Annotated in this window: 16 protein-coding genes; 7 read left to right on the top strand and 9 right to left on the bottom strand. The window is 44.9% G+C overall.

What is annotated here, in order from left to right:
* Positions 1 to 212: 212 nt before the first annotated feature.
* Positions 213 to 608: a VOC family protein gene (locus tag AC6CIB_RS09315; RefSeq protein WP_498279921.1), complete on the bottom strand. Its 396-nt coding sequence runs from the start codon at positions 606 to 608 to the stop codon at positions 213 to 215.
* Positions 609 to 934: 326 nt separating this feature from the next.
* Between AC6CIB_RS09315 and AC6CIB_RS09320 the strand changes: the two genes are divergently transcribed.
* The 4 genes from AC6CIB_RS09320 to AC6CIB_RS09335 all read left to right on the top strand — a co-directional run bounded on the left by AC6CIB_RS09320 (position 935) and on the right by AC6CIB_RS09335 (position 4,304).
* Complete coding sequence (locus AC6CIB_RS09320; protein WP_498279923.1) at positions 935 to 1,504, top strand: DeoR family transcriptional regulator; 570 nt, start codon at positions 935 to 937, stop codon at positions 1,502 to 1,504.
* 17 nt (positions 1,505 to 1,521) lie between these two features.
* Complete coding sequence (locus AC6CIB_RS09325; RefSeq protein ID WP_498279925.1) at positions 1,522 to 2,865, top strand: PepSY-associated TM helix domain-containing protein; 1,344 nt, start codon at positions 1,522 to 1,524, stop codon at positions 2,863 to 2,865.
* Positions 2,866 to 2,881: 16 nt separating this feature from the next.
* Positions 2,882 to 3,346, top strand: coding sequence for a FixH family protein (locus AC6CIB_RS09330; protein ID WP_498279927.1), 465 nt, complete (start codon positions 2,882 to 2,884; stop codon positions 3,344 to 3,346).
* Between the two features lie 196 nt (positions 3,347 to 3,542).
* Positions 3,543 to 4,304, top strand: coding sequence for a DUF3891 family protein (locus AC6CIB_RS09335; protein WP_498279929.1), 762 nt, complete (start codon positions 3,543 to 3,545; stop codon positions 4,302 to 4,304).
* Between the two features lie 337 nt (positions 4,305 to 4,641).
* On the opposite strand, the gene AC6CIB_RS09340 is transcribed toward AC6CIB_RS09335, so the two are convergent.
* The 4 genes from AC6CIB_RS09340 to AC6CIB_RS09355 form a co-directional block, all read right to left on the bottom strand.
* Positions 4,642 to 6,213: a SagB family peptide dehydrogenase gene (locus AC6CIB_RS09340; protein WP_498279931.1), complete on the bottom strand. Its 1,572-nt coding sequence runs from the start codon at positions 6,211 to 6,213 to the stop codon at positions 4,642 to 4,644.
* Positions 6,214 to 6,237: 24 nt separating this feature from the next.
* Entirely contained in the window at positions 6,238 to 8,181 is a 1,944-nt protein-coding gene (locus tag AC6CIB_RS09345; protein WP_498279933.1) for a TOMM precursor leader peptide-binding protein, read from the bottom strand.
* A complete protein-coding gene (locus AC6CIB_RS09350; RefSeq protein WP_498279935.1) occupies positions 8,178 to 10,115 on the bottom strand; it encodes a putative thiazole-containing bacteriocin maturation protein in 1,938 nt (645 codons plus the stop codon). Before AC6CIB_RS09350 ends, AC6CIB_RS09345 begins: the two co-directional genes overlap by 4 nt.
* A gap of 165 nt (positions 10,116 to 10,280) precedes the next feature.
* The gene (locus tag AC6CIB_RS09355) at positions 10,281 to 10,595 is read right to left on the bottom strand and encodes a heterocycloanthracin/sonorensin family bacteriocin (RefSeq protein ID WP_498279937.1); all 315 of its coding nucleotides are present in this window, start codon (positions 10,593 to 10,595) and stop codon (positions 10,281 to 10,283) included.
* Between the two features lie 399 nt (positions 10,596 to 10,994).
* Between AC6CIB_RS09355 and AC6CIB_RS09360 the strand changes: the two genes are divergently transcribed.
* Positions 10,995 to 11,129 (top strand): hypothetical protein, encoded by a 135-nt coding sequence (locus tag AC6CIB_RS09360; protein ID WP_498279939.1) that lies wholly within the window; start codon positions 10,995 to 10,997, stop codon positions 11,127 to 11,129.
* A gap of 50 nt (positions 11,130 to 11,179) precedes the next feature.
* Here the strand turns inward: AC6CIB_RS09360 and AC6CIB_RS09365 are convergent, their stop codons facing one another.
* The 3 genes from AC6CIB_RS09365 to AC6CIB_RS09375 are packed head-to-tail and all read right to left on the bottom strand — an operon-like array spanning position 11,180 to position 13,682.
* Positions 11,180 to 12,271, bottom strand: coding sequence for an ABC transporter permease (locus AC6CIB_RS09365; protein WP_498279941.1), 1,092 nt, complete (start codon positions 12,269 to 12,271; stop codon positions 11,180 to 11,182).
* A complete protein-coding gene (locus AC6CIB_RS09370) occupies positions 12,268 to 13,194 on the bottom strand; it encodes an ABC transporter ATP-binding protein (protein WP_498279943.1) in 927 nt (308 codons plus the stop codon). The genes AC6CIB_RS09365 and AC6CIB_RS09370 overlap by 4 nt, the downstream gene beginning before the upstream one ends.
* A 59-nt stretch (positions 13,195 to 13,253) precedes the next feature.
* On the bottom strand, positions 13,254 to 13,682 hold the full coding sequence (locus AC6CIB_RS09375) for a DUF6526 family protein (RefSeq protein ID WP_498279945.1): 429 nt from the start codon (positions 13,680 to 13,682) through the stop codon (positions 13,254 to 13,256).
* A 279-nt stretch (positions 13,683 to 13,961) separates the two neighbouring features.
* Here AC6CIB_RS09375 and AC6CIB_RS09380 point away from each other — a divergent pair, with 279 nt between their 5' ends.
* The gene (locus AC6CIB_RS09380) at positions 13,962 to 14,153 is read left to right on the top strand and encodes a hypothetical protein (RefSeq protein WP_498279947.1); all 192 of its coding nucleotides are present in this window, start codon (positions 13,962 to 13,964) and stop codon (positions 14,151 to 14,153) included.
* A gap of 142 nt (positions 14,154 to 14,295) precedes the next feature.
* Positions 14,296 to 14,754, top strand: coding sequence for a YusW family protein (locus tag AC6CIB_RS09385; protein ID WP_498279949.1), 459 nt, complete (start codon positions 14,296 to 14,298; stop codon positions 14,752 to 14,754).
* A gap of 73 nt (positions 14,755 to 14,827) precedes the next feature.
* Here AC6CIB_RS09385 and abc-f read toward each other — a convergent pair whose 3' ends face one another.
* Positions 14,828 to 16,459 carry a ribosomal protection-like ABC-F family protein gene (gene abc-f, locus AC6CIB_RS09390; RefSeq protein ID WP_498279951.1) on the bottom strand — a complete coding sequence of 544 codons (1,632 nt, stop codon included), beginning with the start codon at positions 16,457 to 16,459 and terminating at the stop codon, positions 14,828 to 14,830.
* Positions 16,460 to 16,638: the final 179 nt, after the last annotated feature.

Here is a 16,638-nt window from a genome sequence, read left to right on the forward strand (position 1 = left end):
CTGGATTGGTAGGTTTCCATTTCACTTAGCAAACAACATCCTTATTTAACACACGGAGACAATAAAAAAACACGCCCTGAGTCAGGACGTTTGTTGTGTGTCACTTATATTGCCTGTTCATACATTCACCAGTTATCTTTAAAGTTTTTTGTCATACATGTTGCCTGATCCACGGCAGAAGGTCAGGCAACATCATTTTTATTAACCTAAAACTACTTCGCATCCTTATCCGGCTGATGAATCCCAAACACATTCCCTTCCGTGTCAACGTAATACCCCTGCCATGCCATTCCTGGCAGGGCATACTTAGGCATCGCTACCTTGCCGCCATGGTCAAGAATGAGTTTCTCTGTTTCATCATAATTCTCCACGCCAATCGTACATGTATACCCGTTCATCGGCTGATTCGGTTCTGGTCGAGGACTTTGACGCTGCATCAACGCACCATTGATCCCCATGTCATTTTCATCCCCTGTAACCGCACCAAAGTAAGGCATTCCGGCGAATTCACTCCAGTCTTCGAACTTCCAGCCGAATACTTCTCCATAAAACGTCTTCGCACGGTCCATTTCATCCACATGAACTTCGAAATGTACTAATCTTCCCATTGTTCATACCTCCCAGAATACTGGCATTCACTATAATCATTCTATTTCTGAAGGAAAAACCCTTCTTTTTCCTTAAGGACTCTACAATATAAAATAGAATTCTGTGAATCTATGAACCAAATCATATTAGAATGCGTATTCTTAATGCCTCTGTGTCAAAATTCATAAGGGAGAAACCAATATGTGTGAAAAATATGAAGAACAATTGTCCATTATGTTACAAGTCAACATTTTTTCACATTTCCCAACAATCATTCTCTTGAATAAACTATGATCCTTCCATACTATTTAACTATAAAACGCTATCATTCGAAAGGACGATGACTATGCTGCCTATCGACAGACAACAACAGATTTTAACATGGTTGGAAGAGGAAGGGACACTGCGTGTATCGGAAATCAGCTCCCGGCTTGATGTCTCTGAAATGACTGTGTATCGGGACTTGAAGCCTCTCCTAGAAGAGAACCTAGTCCACAAAACCTCCAATGGCATTTCAACCATTAAGGATCAAGGCGTACCAACGAATACCTGCATCTATTGCCTGAAGCCCGTCAATTCCAGAATAGCGGTTCAATTAGTGAAGAAGGATCACACGATCGAGCAGGCCTGCTGCGCTCATTGTGGATTGCTCCGTTATGAAGACATCAAGGATGAGGTGGTGCAGATCCTTTGTCGCGATTTCTTAACGGATATGACGATAAGTGGGAAGACCGCCACTTTCCTGATTGCTGCGGACTTGAACCTGAACTGCTGCCAGCCCCAGGTCATCACATTCAAATCGAACAAGCAAGCCCATCAATTCCAATCAGGTTTTGGTGGACATCTTCACAACTTTCAAGAAGCCATCTCTGTCATCTCAGAAGAAATGCAGGGTACGGACTGCTGTCATGACTAAGAAAAGAGGACTCCACTATGCGTAAAAAATCGAACATGTCTCCTTATCAAACGATTTGGAGATGGCATTTCTATGCGGGACTCATCATTTCCCCGTTCTTGCTCATCCTCACTGTGACAGGGTCCATTTATCTATTCAAGCCCCAGATCGAACAGAATCTTTACACAGAGTATTACGAGGTCCAAGCACAAGGGGAGAAACTTCCTGCTTCTGAACAAATCGAAGAAGTGAAGAAACTCCACCCGGATGCACAAATCACTAAATATCGTCCGGGAGAAAGCCCCGAACGCTCCAGTGAAATCGGTATCAGCACCAACGATGGTTCTGCCACCGTCTTCATGGATCCCTACACGGGGAAGTCACTTGGCGAGTTAAAGCCCGAAGACCGGATCATGAATAAAATAGAAGAGATCCACGGAGAACTGATGGCCGGAACTCTCGGAGACCGCATCGTTGAGCTTGTCGCCTGCTGGGCCATCGTCCTGATTGTCACAGGATTATTTCTATGGTTTCCACGGAAAAAGGAAAAGCTTTCCGGTGTGTTCTTTCCCCGTTTCCGGAAAGGCAAGAGCATCCTTCGCCGTGATCTTCACGCTGTACCGGCTTTCTGGATTACATCGGGAATGCTGTTCCTGATCATGACAGGCTTGCCGTGGTCGGGCTTCTGGGGTACCAACTTCCAGAATCTCATGACCCATTCAGGTGCAGGATATCCTCCATCCATCTGGACAGGCGATGCACCACAGTCCGTGCAGGAAACAAAGGAAATCGCCGACGTCCCTTGGGCAGCGGAAAACCTGGACGTTCCCGTATCAGCACTCGAAGGTTACACTCCTGTATCCATGAACGATATTGTGAGCATTGCCGAAAGAGAAAGAATCGATCCCAGCTACACGGTGTACATTCCCCAAGATAAAAAAGGCGTCTATACTCTATCCGCCTTTCCTGCCAAAGCTCAAAATGAAGTCACCATGCACCTTGACCAATATTCAGGAGCTATCCTGGCTGATTATCGCTTTGACCACTACGGTATCGGCGGGAAAATCGTCGCGATGGGCATTACCCTGCATACAGGCACACAATTCGGTTTCATCAACCAATTGATCAGTCTCTTCCTATGCCTCGGGATCATCCTGGTGGTGGTGAGCGGATTCTATCTATGGTTAAAGAGGAAACCGAAAAAGGAAATGGGTGCACCGAAAGCACCCAGCATCCTGAAAATGAAGCTTTTCCTGCTTCTCATGATTGTCTTGGGCATCCTCTTCCCACTGGTTGGAGTTTCCTTGATCGTGATCCTGCTTCTTGACTGGCTGGTTATCAAACGGATCCCTGCCTTAACTAAATTCCTCGGTGCGGAATAAGAAAGGACGATGCTTCATGAAAAACCGTACGAAATACCTTAGTCTCATCTTCGTTTGCATGATGCTCGGAGCCTGTTCACCGAAAGAGGATGCAGCCGAACTTTACCGTCAAGAATCCCCGCTTCAGGCGGATATCACCATGCCTGAAGACTTATCCGGAAGTGAGCCGATCAAGATTGCGCTCACGCAAAACAGTCAGTCGGTCGATGATGCCGATTTTGTCCATGTCGAAATATGGAAAGGTGACGGCTCCTTCCATGATCAGATGGAGGAAGCCGAAAATGCCGGAGACGGGATTTATACATTCAACAAAAAGCTGACGGACGATGGCCTCTATTACATCAAGGTCCATGCCGCAAGCAACGGATCCACCATCATGCCGACCCTGCCTTTCGCTGTCGGTGAGCTGTCCAGGGCTGATGTCAAAGCCCTGAACGATCAAACCCCTGATGATAGTGGAAACCATGATCATCACCATTGATTGATTTACACAAAAGACCAAAGCAGGTACTCGCTTTCGGTCTTTTCTTTTGAATAAAGGACTGACCCTCCATATTAATTTACCTATGATCCTATTAAGAAAAAAGTATCCCCCCTATATTCTTCCCGGTAAGATTAAGAGAGATCAACTTTGCTATAATGGATTCACAGACAACCCACAGAAAGGAGCCCCCATCATGATTATTCGGGAAACCAAGGATTCATTTATCATGATCAAACAGCACGATCACGCCTTTTTATCTGGCGAAACCATCAAGCACTTTAACCGGAATCTACTAAAATCAGATCAAGTCTTTGACGATGCCTTATATGCGGCCTATCAACATGACCGGAGCTGGATCGGTTTGGACGACACTCCAATCTGGAATGACAGGGAAAAGATTCCCTACACCTTTTCAGACTATCCTCTCCTGCCGAAACTGGCATTCTACAAAATCGGTGTGGACGAGATTGAGAGAGTGAACACCTATGCGAGTCTCCTGTGCAGCCTTCACTTCTGCTCCTTCTTTTCCCAATCTGAAAATAAAGACTGCCTTGTCTTTTTAACAGGAGAAGCCAGAAGACAAATGAGACTTAAGAAGTCGCTTCCTGACCTTGATGAAGAATTACTACAGCAGCATTTCCGCTTACTGCAATTCTCAGATAATCTGTCCTTATATCTTTGTCTGAATGAGCCGGGTGTGGATAAAGAAGACGAGCATCCCTGGTTTAAGAACGGATTTAAAAACACGGAGACATTTCATCCCCAGAATCAACCCCTTATGGCTCAATGGGGAAAGGCGAACGAAGTCACATTGGATCCTTTTCCATTTGACAAGGAATTTCATATTTCCATGCCATACAAAACCGTATCCAGGAGTGCGGTTGCAGAAATGGGGATTGCCAAGGCTTATGAGAAGAGTGAGAGGGAAGAGATGAGGATTTCCATCCGTAAATAGACAGCCTGTTCCTTATACGCTAATTCGATAACATGTACCACAGTTTAAGTCATTCGTAAAACTTGCCTTCTATTCTAAAGAGAGAGTTCATGGAAGAATAGTTGTTCCTATTTCATCGTTTTTTAATAGAAAATACAATGCCAGGGAGATCATTCTCTCCCTGGCATTATGATTGACCTACTAGTCTCTATCACTTTAGTGTTTAATGGTGGTGATGTCCCACTGAAGAATTCGTTATTTCATATCCTTCTTGTAGATAACCCCACCTTTCATCTACTGTATATCAACCTATCTTGCCCATATGCATTCGATGTAAATAGCACAACTCTTATCTTTCTTAGCATTGCAGACTCCCCTTTAACCAAGGGCGGGGTTGATAGGGACCAACCGGAATTTGAATTAGGCTGGTTTCTCCTTGTTTATCCATCTTATAAATCTCATCACACAGTTTCGCATTAAACCCAAGCAATGGGTGTCCTCCCATCTCAAGGGCTGATGCCGCCAAAAGTAATCGTTGCACTAGCATACCCGCTTCCATTTGTTGAATACGATATCCCCTGTATCCCAATTCCTCTATGAAGTGACCTTTATCTCCTGCCACATGAAAACAGAGGGGTGTTTGAAATAAATTTACATTTCCTGCAGACATTCCGTATTGCAAAGTTAATCGGTGGTCACCTAAACCGACCTGTCGTAACACATGATTTGTGTTGTCGTATTGATAGGCACCATTCGGAATGCCATCAATATTATTCAAACAGACATACAGTGAGACACGAGGATTATCATTCTCATGGGTTTCATCCAAATCACTCCGATACAAATACGCCGATGTTGCTTCATGGAGCAGGGTGGCTAACTGCGTTTGACTTACCTTTCCAGAGAGAAAATCCATATCAGGTGAAAATCTCTTGTGACAAACTGATGCCAGATCATAAGAAAACTGATTCACAGGAGGAAGAGTCACGACTTGACCTTCGCCATTCACCCTCTCCTTCCCCTTAATTCCCCGAAACGATTGCGTGGATTTTAGGATCGATGCCTCATTCATCTTCGTTAACATCGGAAACGATTTAATCTCTTTAGAGCGCATGTAGTGTTGATTTTGAATCATTTCCAACTCCTGACACAGTTTGGCAGCAGTAATAGGCTCGTTTCTGCCGCTCCCATTCGGAAACCAGCTCATAGGTTCCACTGTTAGTGGGATAACTGCGTACACACTCTCCTCTTCTTCTGAAAGTCCCAGCAAATGGTTGATCGCGGAATCCAGGAACTGAAAGTAGATTCCCGTAGCAAAACCAAACCGTTTTGCTACTTCCAGTAACTGTCCAATCATCACACCAGCATCTAACCCTTGCAGTCGGTAGGCGAAGTTATTGTATTTATAAAAATTCTTCCAAAACATCGTCGATACAAAAACAGTTCCAAAACAATCAGATACCTCACAGCTATTTCCCAAAGCAAGGGCTATATAAGAATCAACATTTCCTTCTCTCAATAATACCAATCGATGGTGGGCCACATCATAATGGTACACCCCGACAGGCACTTCCTCTATCTTCAGATACACATACAGTTCGTTCGGATACAATGCGCCGCCAGAAGGAACAAATCTCCGAAACGACTGCATAATTTCCGGCGCTTGATCGGTGGCAGACAAGGCAGACTGAGTAAGTTGTGTAAAGCCGAATACATACCAAAGAAAATGACCGATCCCCTGAAGGTTAGGTTGTTCTGGTACTTCGCATTCCTCAAGTGTCAACGGAGTTTCCAGAGATAAAGGAAAGACTGGAAGCTCACGATAGAGTTTATACGGAAGAGGCGCATCATCCCAGTCAATTACCCAGTCTTTAGGGCTTACCTTTTCAATATCAAAATGCAGATTGTGCAGAAATGTCTTTAGATCCATCCTCCTGCCCCTCCTAGTCACCGCTTATGGAAATGGATGTGGATACGGATTGAGCTGTTCAGGTGTCAGCGGCTGCCTTACATAACCAAGTTCCATCGGTACCCGCAGCACCCTCTCCAAACCTGTAACTCTCGTTAGATGATGTCCGAATGTCATTGGCAGCATTCCCGGAATCAGTACTTTCACACAATACAGTCCGTTTCGTTTCGTTTCTGGTGTCGACTGATCTACCACAATAACATCAAGGTTCAATTGACGAAACTTCTGAAGAGTGTCCCGCAGATCTTCGGTCAGATCAGCCTGAGCCTGCTTCTCCTTGAATTCCTCCTTGAATGATCTCATCGGGCGATGATCGTCTAATAAAAACTGCAGTCTCTCTTCCGCTTGAGGTAATCCATATAACATCCCATGATCATCCATCTTCTGCACCAAGGATGAATCGTGCAGCATTCTCACAAATTCCTCTTTGTTGCTTTCAAACTTCTCATCAAGCGTTAACATCATGGCAGCCAACTCGTGAACCGTGCTTTTCACCGCTCTTACGGGATCCAGGTGAGCTCCAGCAGCACAGATAAGATTCAATCCCTTTTGCTTTCTGTTTTTTGCAATGGCAACAACGCTTGGAATTCCGTGCTCCATCGTCGAATTGTAAAAGTGAAGTTCATATCCACCCACCGTGCGAACACGATCGATCATCAGCCTCAGTTCTTTATCGTTCAATGAATCAGGGTCAAGGCGCGGCAAAGGCAGCTCTGCATACCAAGTCATCAGGAAGGAGTCACGTTCAACCACTTCCATTATCCCGTAGAGAATGGCTTCCTCCAAACTTCCACCTAACGCACATCCGTTGGAAGTTTCATAGACAAATCCTTCTCCACTGCACCCCAAGCTGTAATAAGCAAGTAATTCTGGAATCAACATGGGACTCTCTTCCAAAAACGAATAACCCCATACCCATTTCATCGGGCGATCAGGATGGAACTTTTCAAATGGAAAATCCAGCCGTGCATACTGTTTCTCAGCGTGCACCCCTACTTTTAGAGGATTAAGAGCCTGTTCATTAAGGTTACGATAACTATCATAAACCACTGTTCGTTTTCCCCGGGGTGATAGACCGCAGGACCGCTCCAAGCCCTCCAAAATTGCCGTCAATTCGCTTGCCGCGAACGAATGAGTCCGCCCTGCTACCCCCTCGTCTCCTGAGAATAACGGCAAATTGACACCAACATCAGCGAATATCGATACGAAATCATGCATTTTCCCATTCAAAATGCCTGTCCGATGATCCAAATATTCTTTCACTAGCACTTTATTTAGGTCGTCCATCGAACGGCAGCGGTAACTACCTTCTATTTTTGGACTTGATTTAAGTGAAATTGCTGCAGCAGCGGGTGAATCGTCAGGTAATGTACTGCATACAGTACATAACGGATCAGCCAGAAAAGGATGCCAAGAACTCTTTAGTGTTTTCATGTTCATTAAAAATATTTGTCCTTCTGATAGGACCTTATCCCCTTGCAGAATCCTCTGTGCCTCTGCCGCTACCTGATAGGCGATTTGTAAAACCCCCGTGCTCGATGCCCACACGTCACGTGAAATTCCGTCAGTCGCTGCTAACCGCTGCGGCATTTCCGACATCTCTTTACGTTCGCGTCCTGCCATGAGACGTCTCATGTCCGCACATCTGGAACACCCTGGTGAATCTGAAAGGACTATTGGGCCGACGACACCTTCCCCAAATGAAACGAACCCTCGGAGCCATGGAATGCCGATTGGACGTAATACATCCTCCGCTTTTTGGTGAATCGATGGATTCCAGGCATCATGCAACACTAGAACTAAATCTGTGTTTTCAGGTATATCTTTATCGAAATCAATATGACAAACTACCTGGAATTGGGGTGACAATTCTTCACATACTTTGGCGGCTAAAGTACCTTCTCCGACTATGACTACCACTTCACTCACAGGGATTCCTCCTCTCGAAGAAATACACCATACACCCCTACCACTTCCTTATTAAAAAGTGATTCCAGCCCTATTTCTAGAGTCATTAGTTGCTTGCGGTTTTTTTTCAAGACTTTCATGGCAGACTTTAAGTCCTCGTAGGGCTGTATTTTTTCGCTTTTAGGGAAAACAATGCTTTGTGAGGTCTTTTCTTTCAGAACCACAGATGCATCACACAATGCTTGATTTTCCCCGTTTATAAGCACCTGTTGCAACGCTTTTTGTAACGCTATTGTCCGATTCAAACCTGTGCTGGCATACCAACGGTCCTTCATGCCAACCCAAGCCACAGGGAAGCCTGACACTTCCTTACCTAAGCCGATGATTGGAGTACCCTGCAACGTGGAAAGTGCCTGTAAATAATATTGGCAGCATTCATCTTCTATATCGCTTAAGTGTACATAAGAGACTGTATGCTCCTTATCAGCCAGTTGTTTGTTAAGTTCCTCCGTTAAACACTTTTGCAATCCACGGCAAATGCTTTCTACAATGTTTTCTCCCGCTCCGACACCCACAAATTCATTGTTCTTTATTATCTCTGCTTTCTGTTGTGGAGGAAGAGACTCAACGAGGACATCAACCATTCGTGATACATACGCTTCAATTCCAGATAGACCTGCTTCTTTCCGTGCCTGCTCATGTGTCATCCCTGTACAATCAATGCTTGGTAATAACCCTGCAGGTCCTTGCGATAACGGGTCTACTACCTGAACGCGGCACTGTGACAAAGGCAACTGCATTAAATCTTCTTCGTCTAAAAGATGAAAGATACCGGATACTGCCGATGTCAACTGGCTAAGGTTAAGAAGCAACCTGCCCGGTTCCCCTCTGAATAAATTCTGTTTAATCTCCAAATCAATTTCTTGAATCCGTTTAGCCGTAAAACGCCCAGTCACAATCGGATGAGGCTTAAACGTATGCCAATTTCCTTCCAACGTATCCAGATTAAGCAAGAATAATTGATTCTTCTGATTTGATTCAGTAACTCCTGTTATATCTTTAAACAATTCAAACACAATGACATTTGAAAGCATGGCACCAGCAATGGAAGAAAAACGGTTTATTTTATCGTCATTGCCTAAAACGGGTTGGTGGATGCTGCGCCACGCAGACTCCCAACATCCTTCAGATTCTGGATGAACGACGGGACCTGCCATACCCACTTGGTTCAGAAATATTGCAGAAGTGAATATTTTCTCCTCTTCCCTGCAACTCTGGTGAAGTGCTCGCAGTTCCTCTACATCACCTTCCTGCGACACATACAAAATCGCTTCAAACGATTGTATGATGTCCCGCCAAGAACCTTCCCTCCCCTTATTCATTTTTACCTCCTCCACTACTATTTCGGGGTCTGTTTTACGTGCACTCACAACAATTTCTTCCAGCCGGAGCCGATTTGTCTGGACTTCATCTGTAATCAGCACACTGAACGCGGGCAAACCAGATTCAATCAACGAAGACACCAACGAGATCATAAAAGGCCCAGAGCCAATAGCCAACACTTTTGCCTGACGATATGCTTGAAAACGGTATGCACCTGAATCTGAAAGATTCTCTAAAAATTCAATTTGAGAAGCATATTTTTTAACCACATGATCCGTCAATTGATGCGGACAATCTTGACTTACATCCCGAACAAAGCCGTTTTTATACAGCACTTCTGCAATTTCATACACCCGATCCCGATAGGGGCCAGACAATCCGTTTGTCAAATCCCCCAATGTGTACTCCCCATTGAACATGGGGATCAGCTTGTTAATCCACTGATCTATCATACTGCCTTTCATATGAAATGAACTTGCATTATTTCGAAAATACACACCTCTGTTTGGATCAGGGAGAAAAAAAGTGTCTCTTTTCACCTTTAAACGCATAGAAGGGAGCATCTTTGTCATCTCGGTCCTCCTTCTCTGTGAACATTCATTGAATTTTTTCTTTTCACTTTCATCCTATGTAACTGAATTTGTCTCTTATGTCTCCTTTATAGAAAGAAAGACCCCTGCATGAGTTTCAGGGGGTCTTTCTTTATAGATTGCCTTACATTTCATAAGAAATCAGAATCACCGACCGCCGCAGCGTCCGCCACCACCGCAACGTCCTCCGCCACCGCAACGTCCTCCGCCACCGCAACGTCCTCCGCCACCGCAGCGCCCGCCACAGCGACCCCCGCCGCCGCAATTACTGCAACGGAAGCAGTTAAAGCAGTTAAAGCAGTTAAAACAACTGAAGCAACTAAAACAACTGAAGCACCTAAAGAAGAATCCTATTTGTCTAGGATCTTGATCGATATATTGGTTTTGATCCCAAGGGATCGCCTCGTTTGCTTGGAAATCACCAATATTCAACATTTGAAGTTCATTCTGAAAATTATTCATTTTTCGTTCCTCCTTAATCAAATAACTAGGTGTACCGACAACGACATAACGAAAAGAACAGTTCAACAAGAGATTGAACGATACTTCGATTACTCTTCTCAACAACATATGAACTCTGCTTGGGTATAGTTACTGATTCAAATGCCTAATTAACTGGTGTTCAATATTGGTGCCTGACACGGTTGTATTTTCTTGATAAACAACAAAGCTCAGTCCTATGACTGAGCCTGATTCTTAAATTCATTCTGAAATTCCAAGGTGTCCTTTTTTTATTTTCTTCCAGCAAATCGATAAAGTAAGACATCCCGTAACGATTACGAAGAGCTTTTGGAATCGATATTAAAAAGCGAGATTTTAGATGGCAGAACGAATCGTTAAAGAAATGATGGGTACCAGCTTATGTCTATGGAAACAAAAAATGAATGGGGGCAGATGATCTTGAAAACGTTTGTAGATGTTTTGTTCGGAACCCTGAAGGACGAAAAAGAAGTCGGAACGAGCCAAACCGAGAAGGATTTAGAGAAAAGGGCATAAAAAAGTCCAATCGGGTCTGAATGACTCGATTGGACCTTCTTTTCATTATTTCACTCCCACTTAAACACATAACTAGCCAGCGCAAACCCGCCAACTAGCCAAGCCCCCAATATAAGCGTCTCCGTGCTCAATTCCATAAACGGGGTCCCAAGATTCATCGTCTCCCGCAACGCCGAACTCAAATGTGCAATCGGCAGCACCTTCACAATCGGCTGGATGAGATCCGGCATATTGTTGATCGGGAAGAACACGCCACCTAGGAACAGCATCGGAAACGTGACGAAACCTGCAATCGGACCGGCACTTTCAGGGTTCTTCGCCATGCCGGCGATGATAAAGCCGAGTGCCATAAACGCAAGGGTTCCTAGTATGATGAAGAAGATCATGGCGAGCCACGAACCGGCGACGTTAATGTCAAAGATGAGATCGGCAATCAGGACAACGAGCAATGCCTGGGTTCCGTTCAGCATCAGGCGCGCCGTGATCTGGGCTGCGATGAACGTGGATGCTTTCAATCTGGTTCCCTGCATTCTCCGAAGGATTCCCCGTTCACGCCAGGCGGAAATTTGACCAGCCACCCCGTTCATGTTGTTGCTCATGATCATCATGGCGACGATCCCCGGTACTAGGAAATCAACATATCGGAGGTTCAGAGCCTCGATTCCTACCTTCTCAACCGTCACTAACGGCTTATAGTCAACCAGGTCCTTGCTGTATTGATCGATGATGCCGTTCACCACCGTCAATCCAAGCTCTGACGTGGTCAGGTTTTTCTCGTTATAGTACACAGGAAGGGAGAAAGCCTCGTTCCCGTCTTTCAGGTTAGCTTCATATCCTTTCGGGATTTCGATGAGAAGCTGGATATCTCCATTTTCAACGGCTTCTTTTCCTGACTTGACGCTCTCATATTTCGTGGTCTCGATTCCCTCATTTTTATAAAATAAGTCCTTTAAGTCCTTCGAAGCTTCGGATTGATCCCCGTCGATCATTCCTACTGTTAACGAGAGCGAATTTCCCCCACCTGCAAATGACCCGAGTGCCACCATCAGAATGACCGGGAAGAGTAACGTAAAGAAGAGGACTTGCTTGTTACGTCCAAAGATCCGTAATTGTGCCAAGGTTAACTGCCAATAAGCTCTCATGATTCCCGCAACTTCCTTCCTGTCATATGAATGAATACATCCTCTAATGTCGCCTGGCGCGTCTGGAGATCCTCGATTTTCAGATTGTGTTCCGTCGACACGGAAATCAGGGAGGTCAGCGCCAACTGAAGTTCATCGGTATAGAGCTGGACGAAGGTATCCTTGATGGCCGCTTCCTCCACTCCATCCATTTTCAAGAACCACTCCTGTTCAGGAGGATTGTTGAGATGGAATTCGATCGTACTCGTTGATTGCAGGGTTTTCACCAGATTCGTCGGCGTGTCAAGGGCGATCAATTCCCCTTGATCCATGATGCCTATTCGGTCACAGAGCACATGAGCTTCATCCATATAATGCGTAGACAAAATCACCGTCTTCCCCCGCTCCTTCAACCGCAGCACAATGTCCCACAACGTCCGTCGCGCCTGGGGATCCAGTCCCGTCGTCGGTTCATCCAGAAACACAATCTCCGGATCATGAATCAGCGCCAGGGCAATTGCCAGCCGCTGCTTCTGACCGCCCGAAAGCCCCTTGATCCGGTCCTTCCGCTTCTCATTCAGGAGCATATCCTCAATCAGTTGATTGATGTCCACATGACTCGGATAAAAGCTCGCATACAAATGAAGAATCTCCTCCACTTTCAACAACTCAAACAACGAGGTCGACTGAAGCTGAACCCCGATCACCTCTTTGACCTTATTCACCTCTTTGCGAACGTCGTATCCCGCCAGTGTGGCTGTCCCTTCATCCGGCTTTCGAAGTCCCACGAGCATCTCGATCGTCGTCGTCTTCCCGGCCCCATTCGGACCAAGCAAGCCGAAGATTTCACCCTTCTCTACTTGGAACCGCACTCCCTTCACTGCCGTAAAGGAGCCATATCTTTTCACTAAATCTTTTACATCCACCATGACTTCGTTCGGCATAATGAGCCTCCTTTAACAAAAATGTAACCGCCCAAGAGTGAGCGGTCCTTCTGTGTTGTTTATACGCGATGATGATCTGCACGCCAATTTTGTATCGCTTTTTTAATGTCTTTGGCAGTTAAGTTCTCTGTTAATGTACGTTCCACTAATCCTGGAAATTCTTCATCAGGAGCAAAGCGGAGCGCAATCATTTGCTTTACGGATAACGTATCATCCAACGAATTCCCCGTTAAACGATAATAGCGGAAATTTTCTTCCGTGCGGATGATGCGATCCTGTAGCTGAAGAGCATAGGTTCTTAGCTTTATCCCTATAAGGATGATCGTCAACACAACAAACAGCACCACAAAACTTAGCAAAGTCTCTGTCCCAACATTCTTAACGAAAAACGTAATCGTCAGAATGAGTGTGATGAGTGATAATAGCGCAATCCCAACATGATATGCGGGATCGATCTTACTGTGGTTTTCATAGTTTTGCTGTTTCATATGTACCTCCTGAGGATTATAGGTTCATTATAACCTAGTTGCGGAACAAAAAAAGAGCACACCTAAGAATATTATTCTGGCTTGTGTTCTCGAATTCCTTATAATCTAAATTTAATTGACACCAAGTTCATGGGCTTAGCGGCAATTCCATATTACACCCGCATTATCATCTATATTTTTCATATAATAATGGTAAGATAGTAGCAGAAGCAAAGCAACACTTACAGGACGTTCACCTGCTTTTACCTAATAAGGTTTAGAAAAAGGAGGTTTTCAAAAATGGTTTGGCTATTCGTTTTGATTCCCTTATCCTTCATGGCTGGGGTCGTCATCGTGGGCAGTATCAAAGAAACGTACTTTTCTCAAGACTATCTCACCGGTGATTGCTATGATACACACAAAAGTGAGGGCTATAACGCTTATTGCCAGGGGCAGTCCAATCAATTCAAGTATTATACTGGCGGGCGGTAATTTGATAAATAAGAATGCGTGTTTGAAAGGCATTGCTGAGTGCAATGCCTTTTTCTTATTGAGTAGGCAGGACAAGTCCTCCATGATTCATTTTTTCCACAATTGGGTAAACTATCCTTATCATCATAAAGGAGGTCAATGTATGAATAGTAAAACAACATGTATCTTCGCTGTTCTGTTCTCGTTGGTTCTTTTAGCTGGTTGTAATGATAAGGAAGAAGTAAAGAACCCTCCTGAAAATGCACCAGTTGAGGATACTGCCAATAATGAGGGAGCGAAAGATGAAACTTTTTCTTTTACGAACTTTGATTTAGAAGTTGATTACAAGGAGAATAAAACAATCGACGTGGATTACGAGAACGAAAAAGACTCAACGGAAGCGAAATATCAGGATGATCTCCATGATCAAAATCTGACTTCTAATGAAGCGATGGATAAGCTTACCCCAATCTTCAAAGATTTCTCGTTTGATCAGGATACCGATGAACAAGAGGTCATCAAACAAGTGAAAGAAGCATTTTCAATTGAGGATGGCTATGAGAAGTTCGAGCTGGAGATCAAATTCCCTGGTGGGACGGAAAAAGAGTACAGAGAATCGTAAGCACCTGCTTTCTTTCAAACAAAGGGACGTTTCAAACGCTTTGATGTAATAAGCGTATGAAATGTCCCGTTTTTTACTTTAACTTATTTATTTGTTCTGTCAGCTCTTTGAACTTTCGATCCAGTTCTGCATATTCCTTATCTCCCGGCACCATAAAACTAAGCCTCCCTAATACTTCCTGCCTCTCCGTCTCGAGCTTCAACCGTAATTCCTCCCGGTCATCCCGTTCTGAAGTAGGCTCATTCAGCTGCTTTTGAATCCTGCCTTCCGCGATCACGAGTTTCGTACTCGTCGTTTTCTCAAGAAAATAACGGTCATGTGACACGACGATCAAAGTTCCATTGTATTGTGAAAGGGTGTCCTCCAGCTGTTTACGGGAGGCCAAATCGAGATGATTCGTCGGCTCATCCAGGATCAGCACATCCCGTTCCTCTAAAATATACTTCATCAGCTTGCACTTTACGCGCTCACCCATACTCATATTCCTGATCGATTCCCGCCAGTGAGTCGTCTGGAATCCCAAGTGTTTCATGAGCGTCTGGACTTTCCCTCTTTCATCGAACGTTTCCTTATGGAAAAGCTGCTGGGGCGTTTCGTCAAGCGGAAGATCGTACACTTCCTGCGTCAGATAGCCGATTTGGGCAGATGGTGAAATCCATACATCACCGTCAGCCGTCTCCTGCCCCAGGATCACCTTTAATAATGTCGTCTTCCCGCTTCCATTCGGTCCGATGATCGACACTTTTTCCCCATGCTGAATCGTGAAATTGGCATTTCTGAATAGTATTCGTCCCTCAAAAGCTTTCATCAGATCTTTCACTTCCAAGAACCGCTTTCCTGTCTTATGCGTGGCCTGAAGCGAAAATCGCACAGAATGCTCTTCCTCAACCGCATCCACCTTTGCTTTCTCAAGCTCTTTCTCTAGACGCTTCTGCTTCGATTTCACCTGGCTGTCCGTCCTTTTCGCTTTTACCCGGTAGTATTCTTTATATCCTTCCTGTTTGGTGGACTGGGCGTGGGCTTTTTGTGACCATGATGTAAGCTCTTTCATCTGATTTTCAATCCGTTCCACCATCTTCTGCTGCTTCTCATATTCACGCTGCTGCGTGAGCCGTCTCTGTTTTCGTGCCTCCATGTAGCTCGAATAATGGCCTCGATGCTCAATCAGCTTCCCATGTTCGATCGCCCAGATCTTCGTCACCGCTTCATCTAAAAAATACCGGTCATGGGACACGAGAATGATCGTCCCTTTATACTCCTTGATCTGGTTCGTCAGGAGTTTCATGCTCCCGTGATCCAGGTGGTTCGTCGGTTCATCCAATAGAAGAAGGTCGGCATTCTTCGCAAACCCTTTTGCAAGACGGGCTTTCAGCTTTTCCCCGCCGCTCAGCTGCTGGAACTCATGATTTGGCACATGCCATTTTTCCAAAAGCCTGGCTTCAGAAGGTGACGCGTCGTAAAAGGAATAGGACTCCGTTTCCTGCTCGACCATACCGATGTTCAAGTCGTGCTGCAGCCACTGGAGTGTGCCTATCGAAGGCACTAAATCCCCGTGAATCAACTGCAGCAGCGTAGACTTTCCGGCGCCATTCTGCCCGATGATCCCGATGACATCCCCTTCCTGTACACTTGCATTGATCCCTTCAAAGATAGGCTGATCCATCATTTCATAGCTTATATTTACTAACTTCATTAATTCTCTCATACCATCTTCCCCTCTCATCAAAGGGAGAACAAAAAAATCCTCCCCATTCATCTGGAAGGATTAGCCGTACCTGTCGCACTCAAAGAAAGCCACTTGGAAATCAATAGCTCAGACGACGTATAAAAATGGGCAGACTAATCCTATTTTGGTTAATTTGAAATATAGAATTTCAAACGTCT

This window comes from Rossellomorea sp. GQ25, from assembly GCF_059758515.1.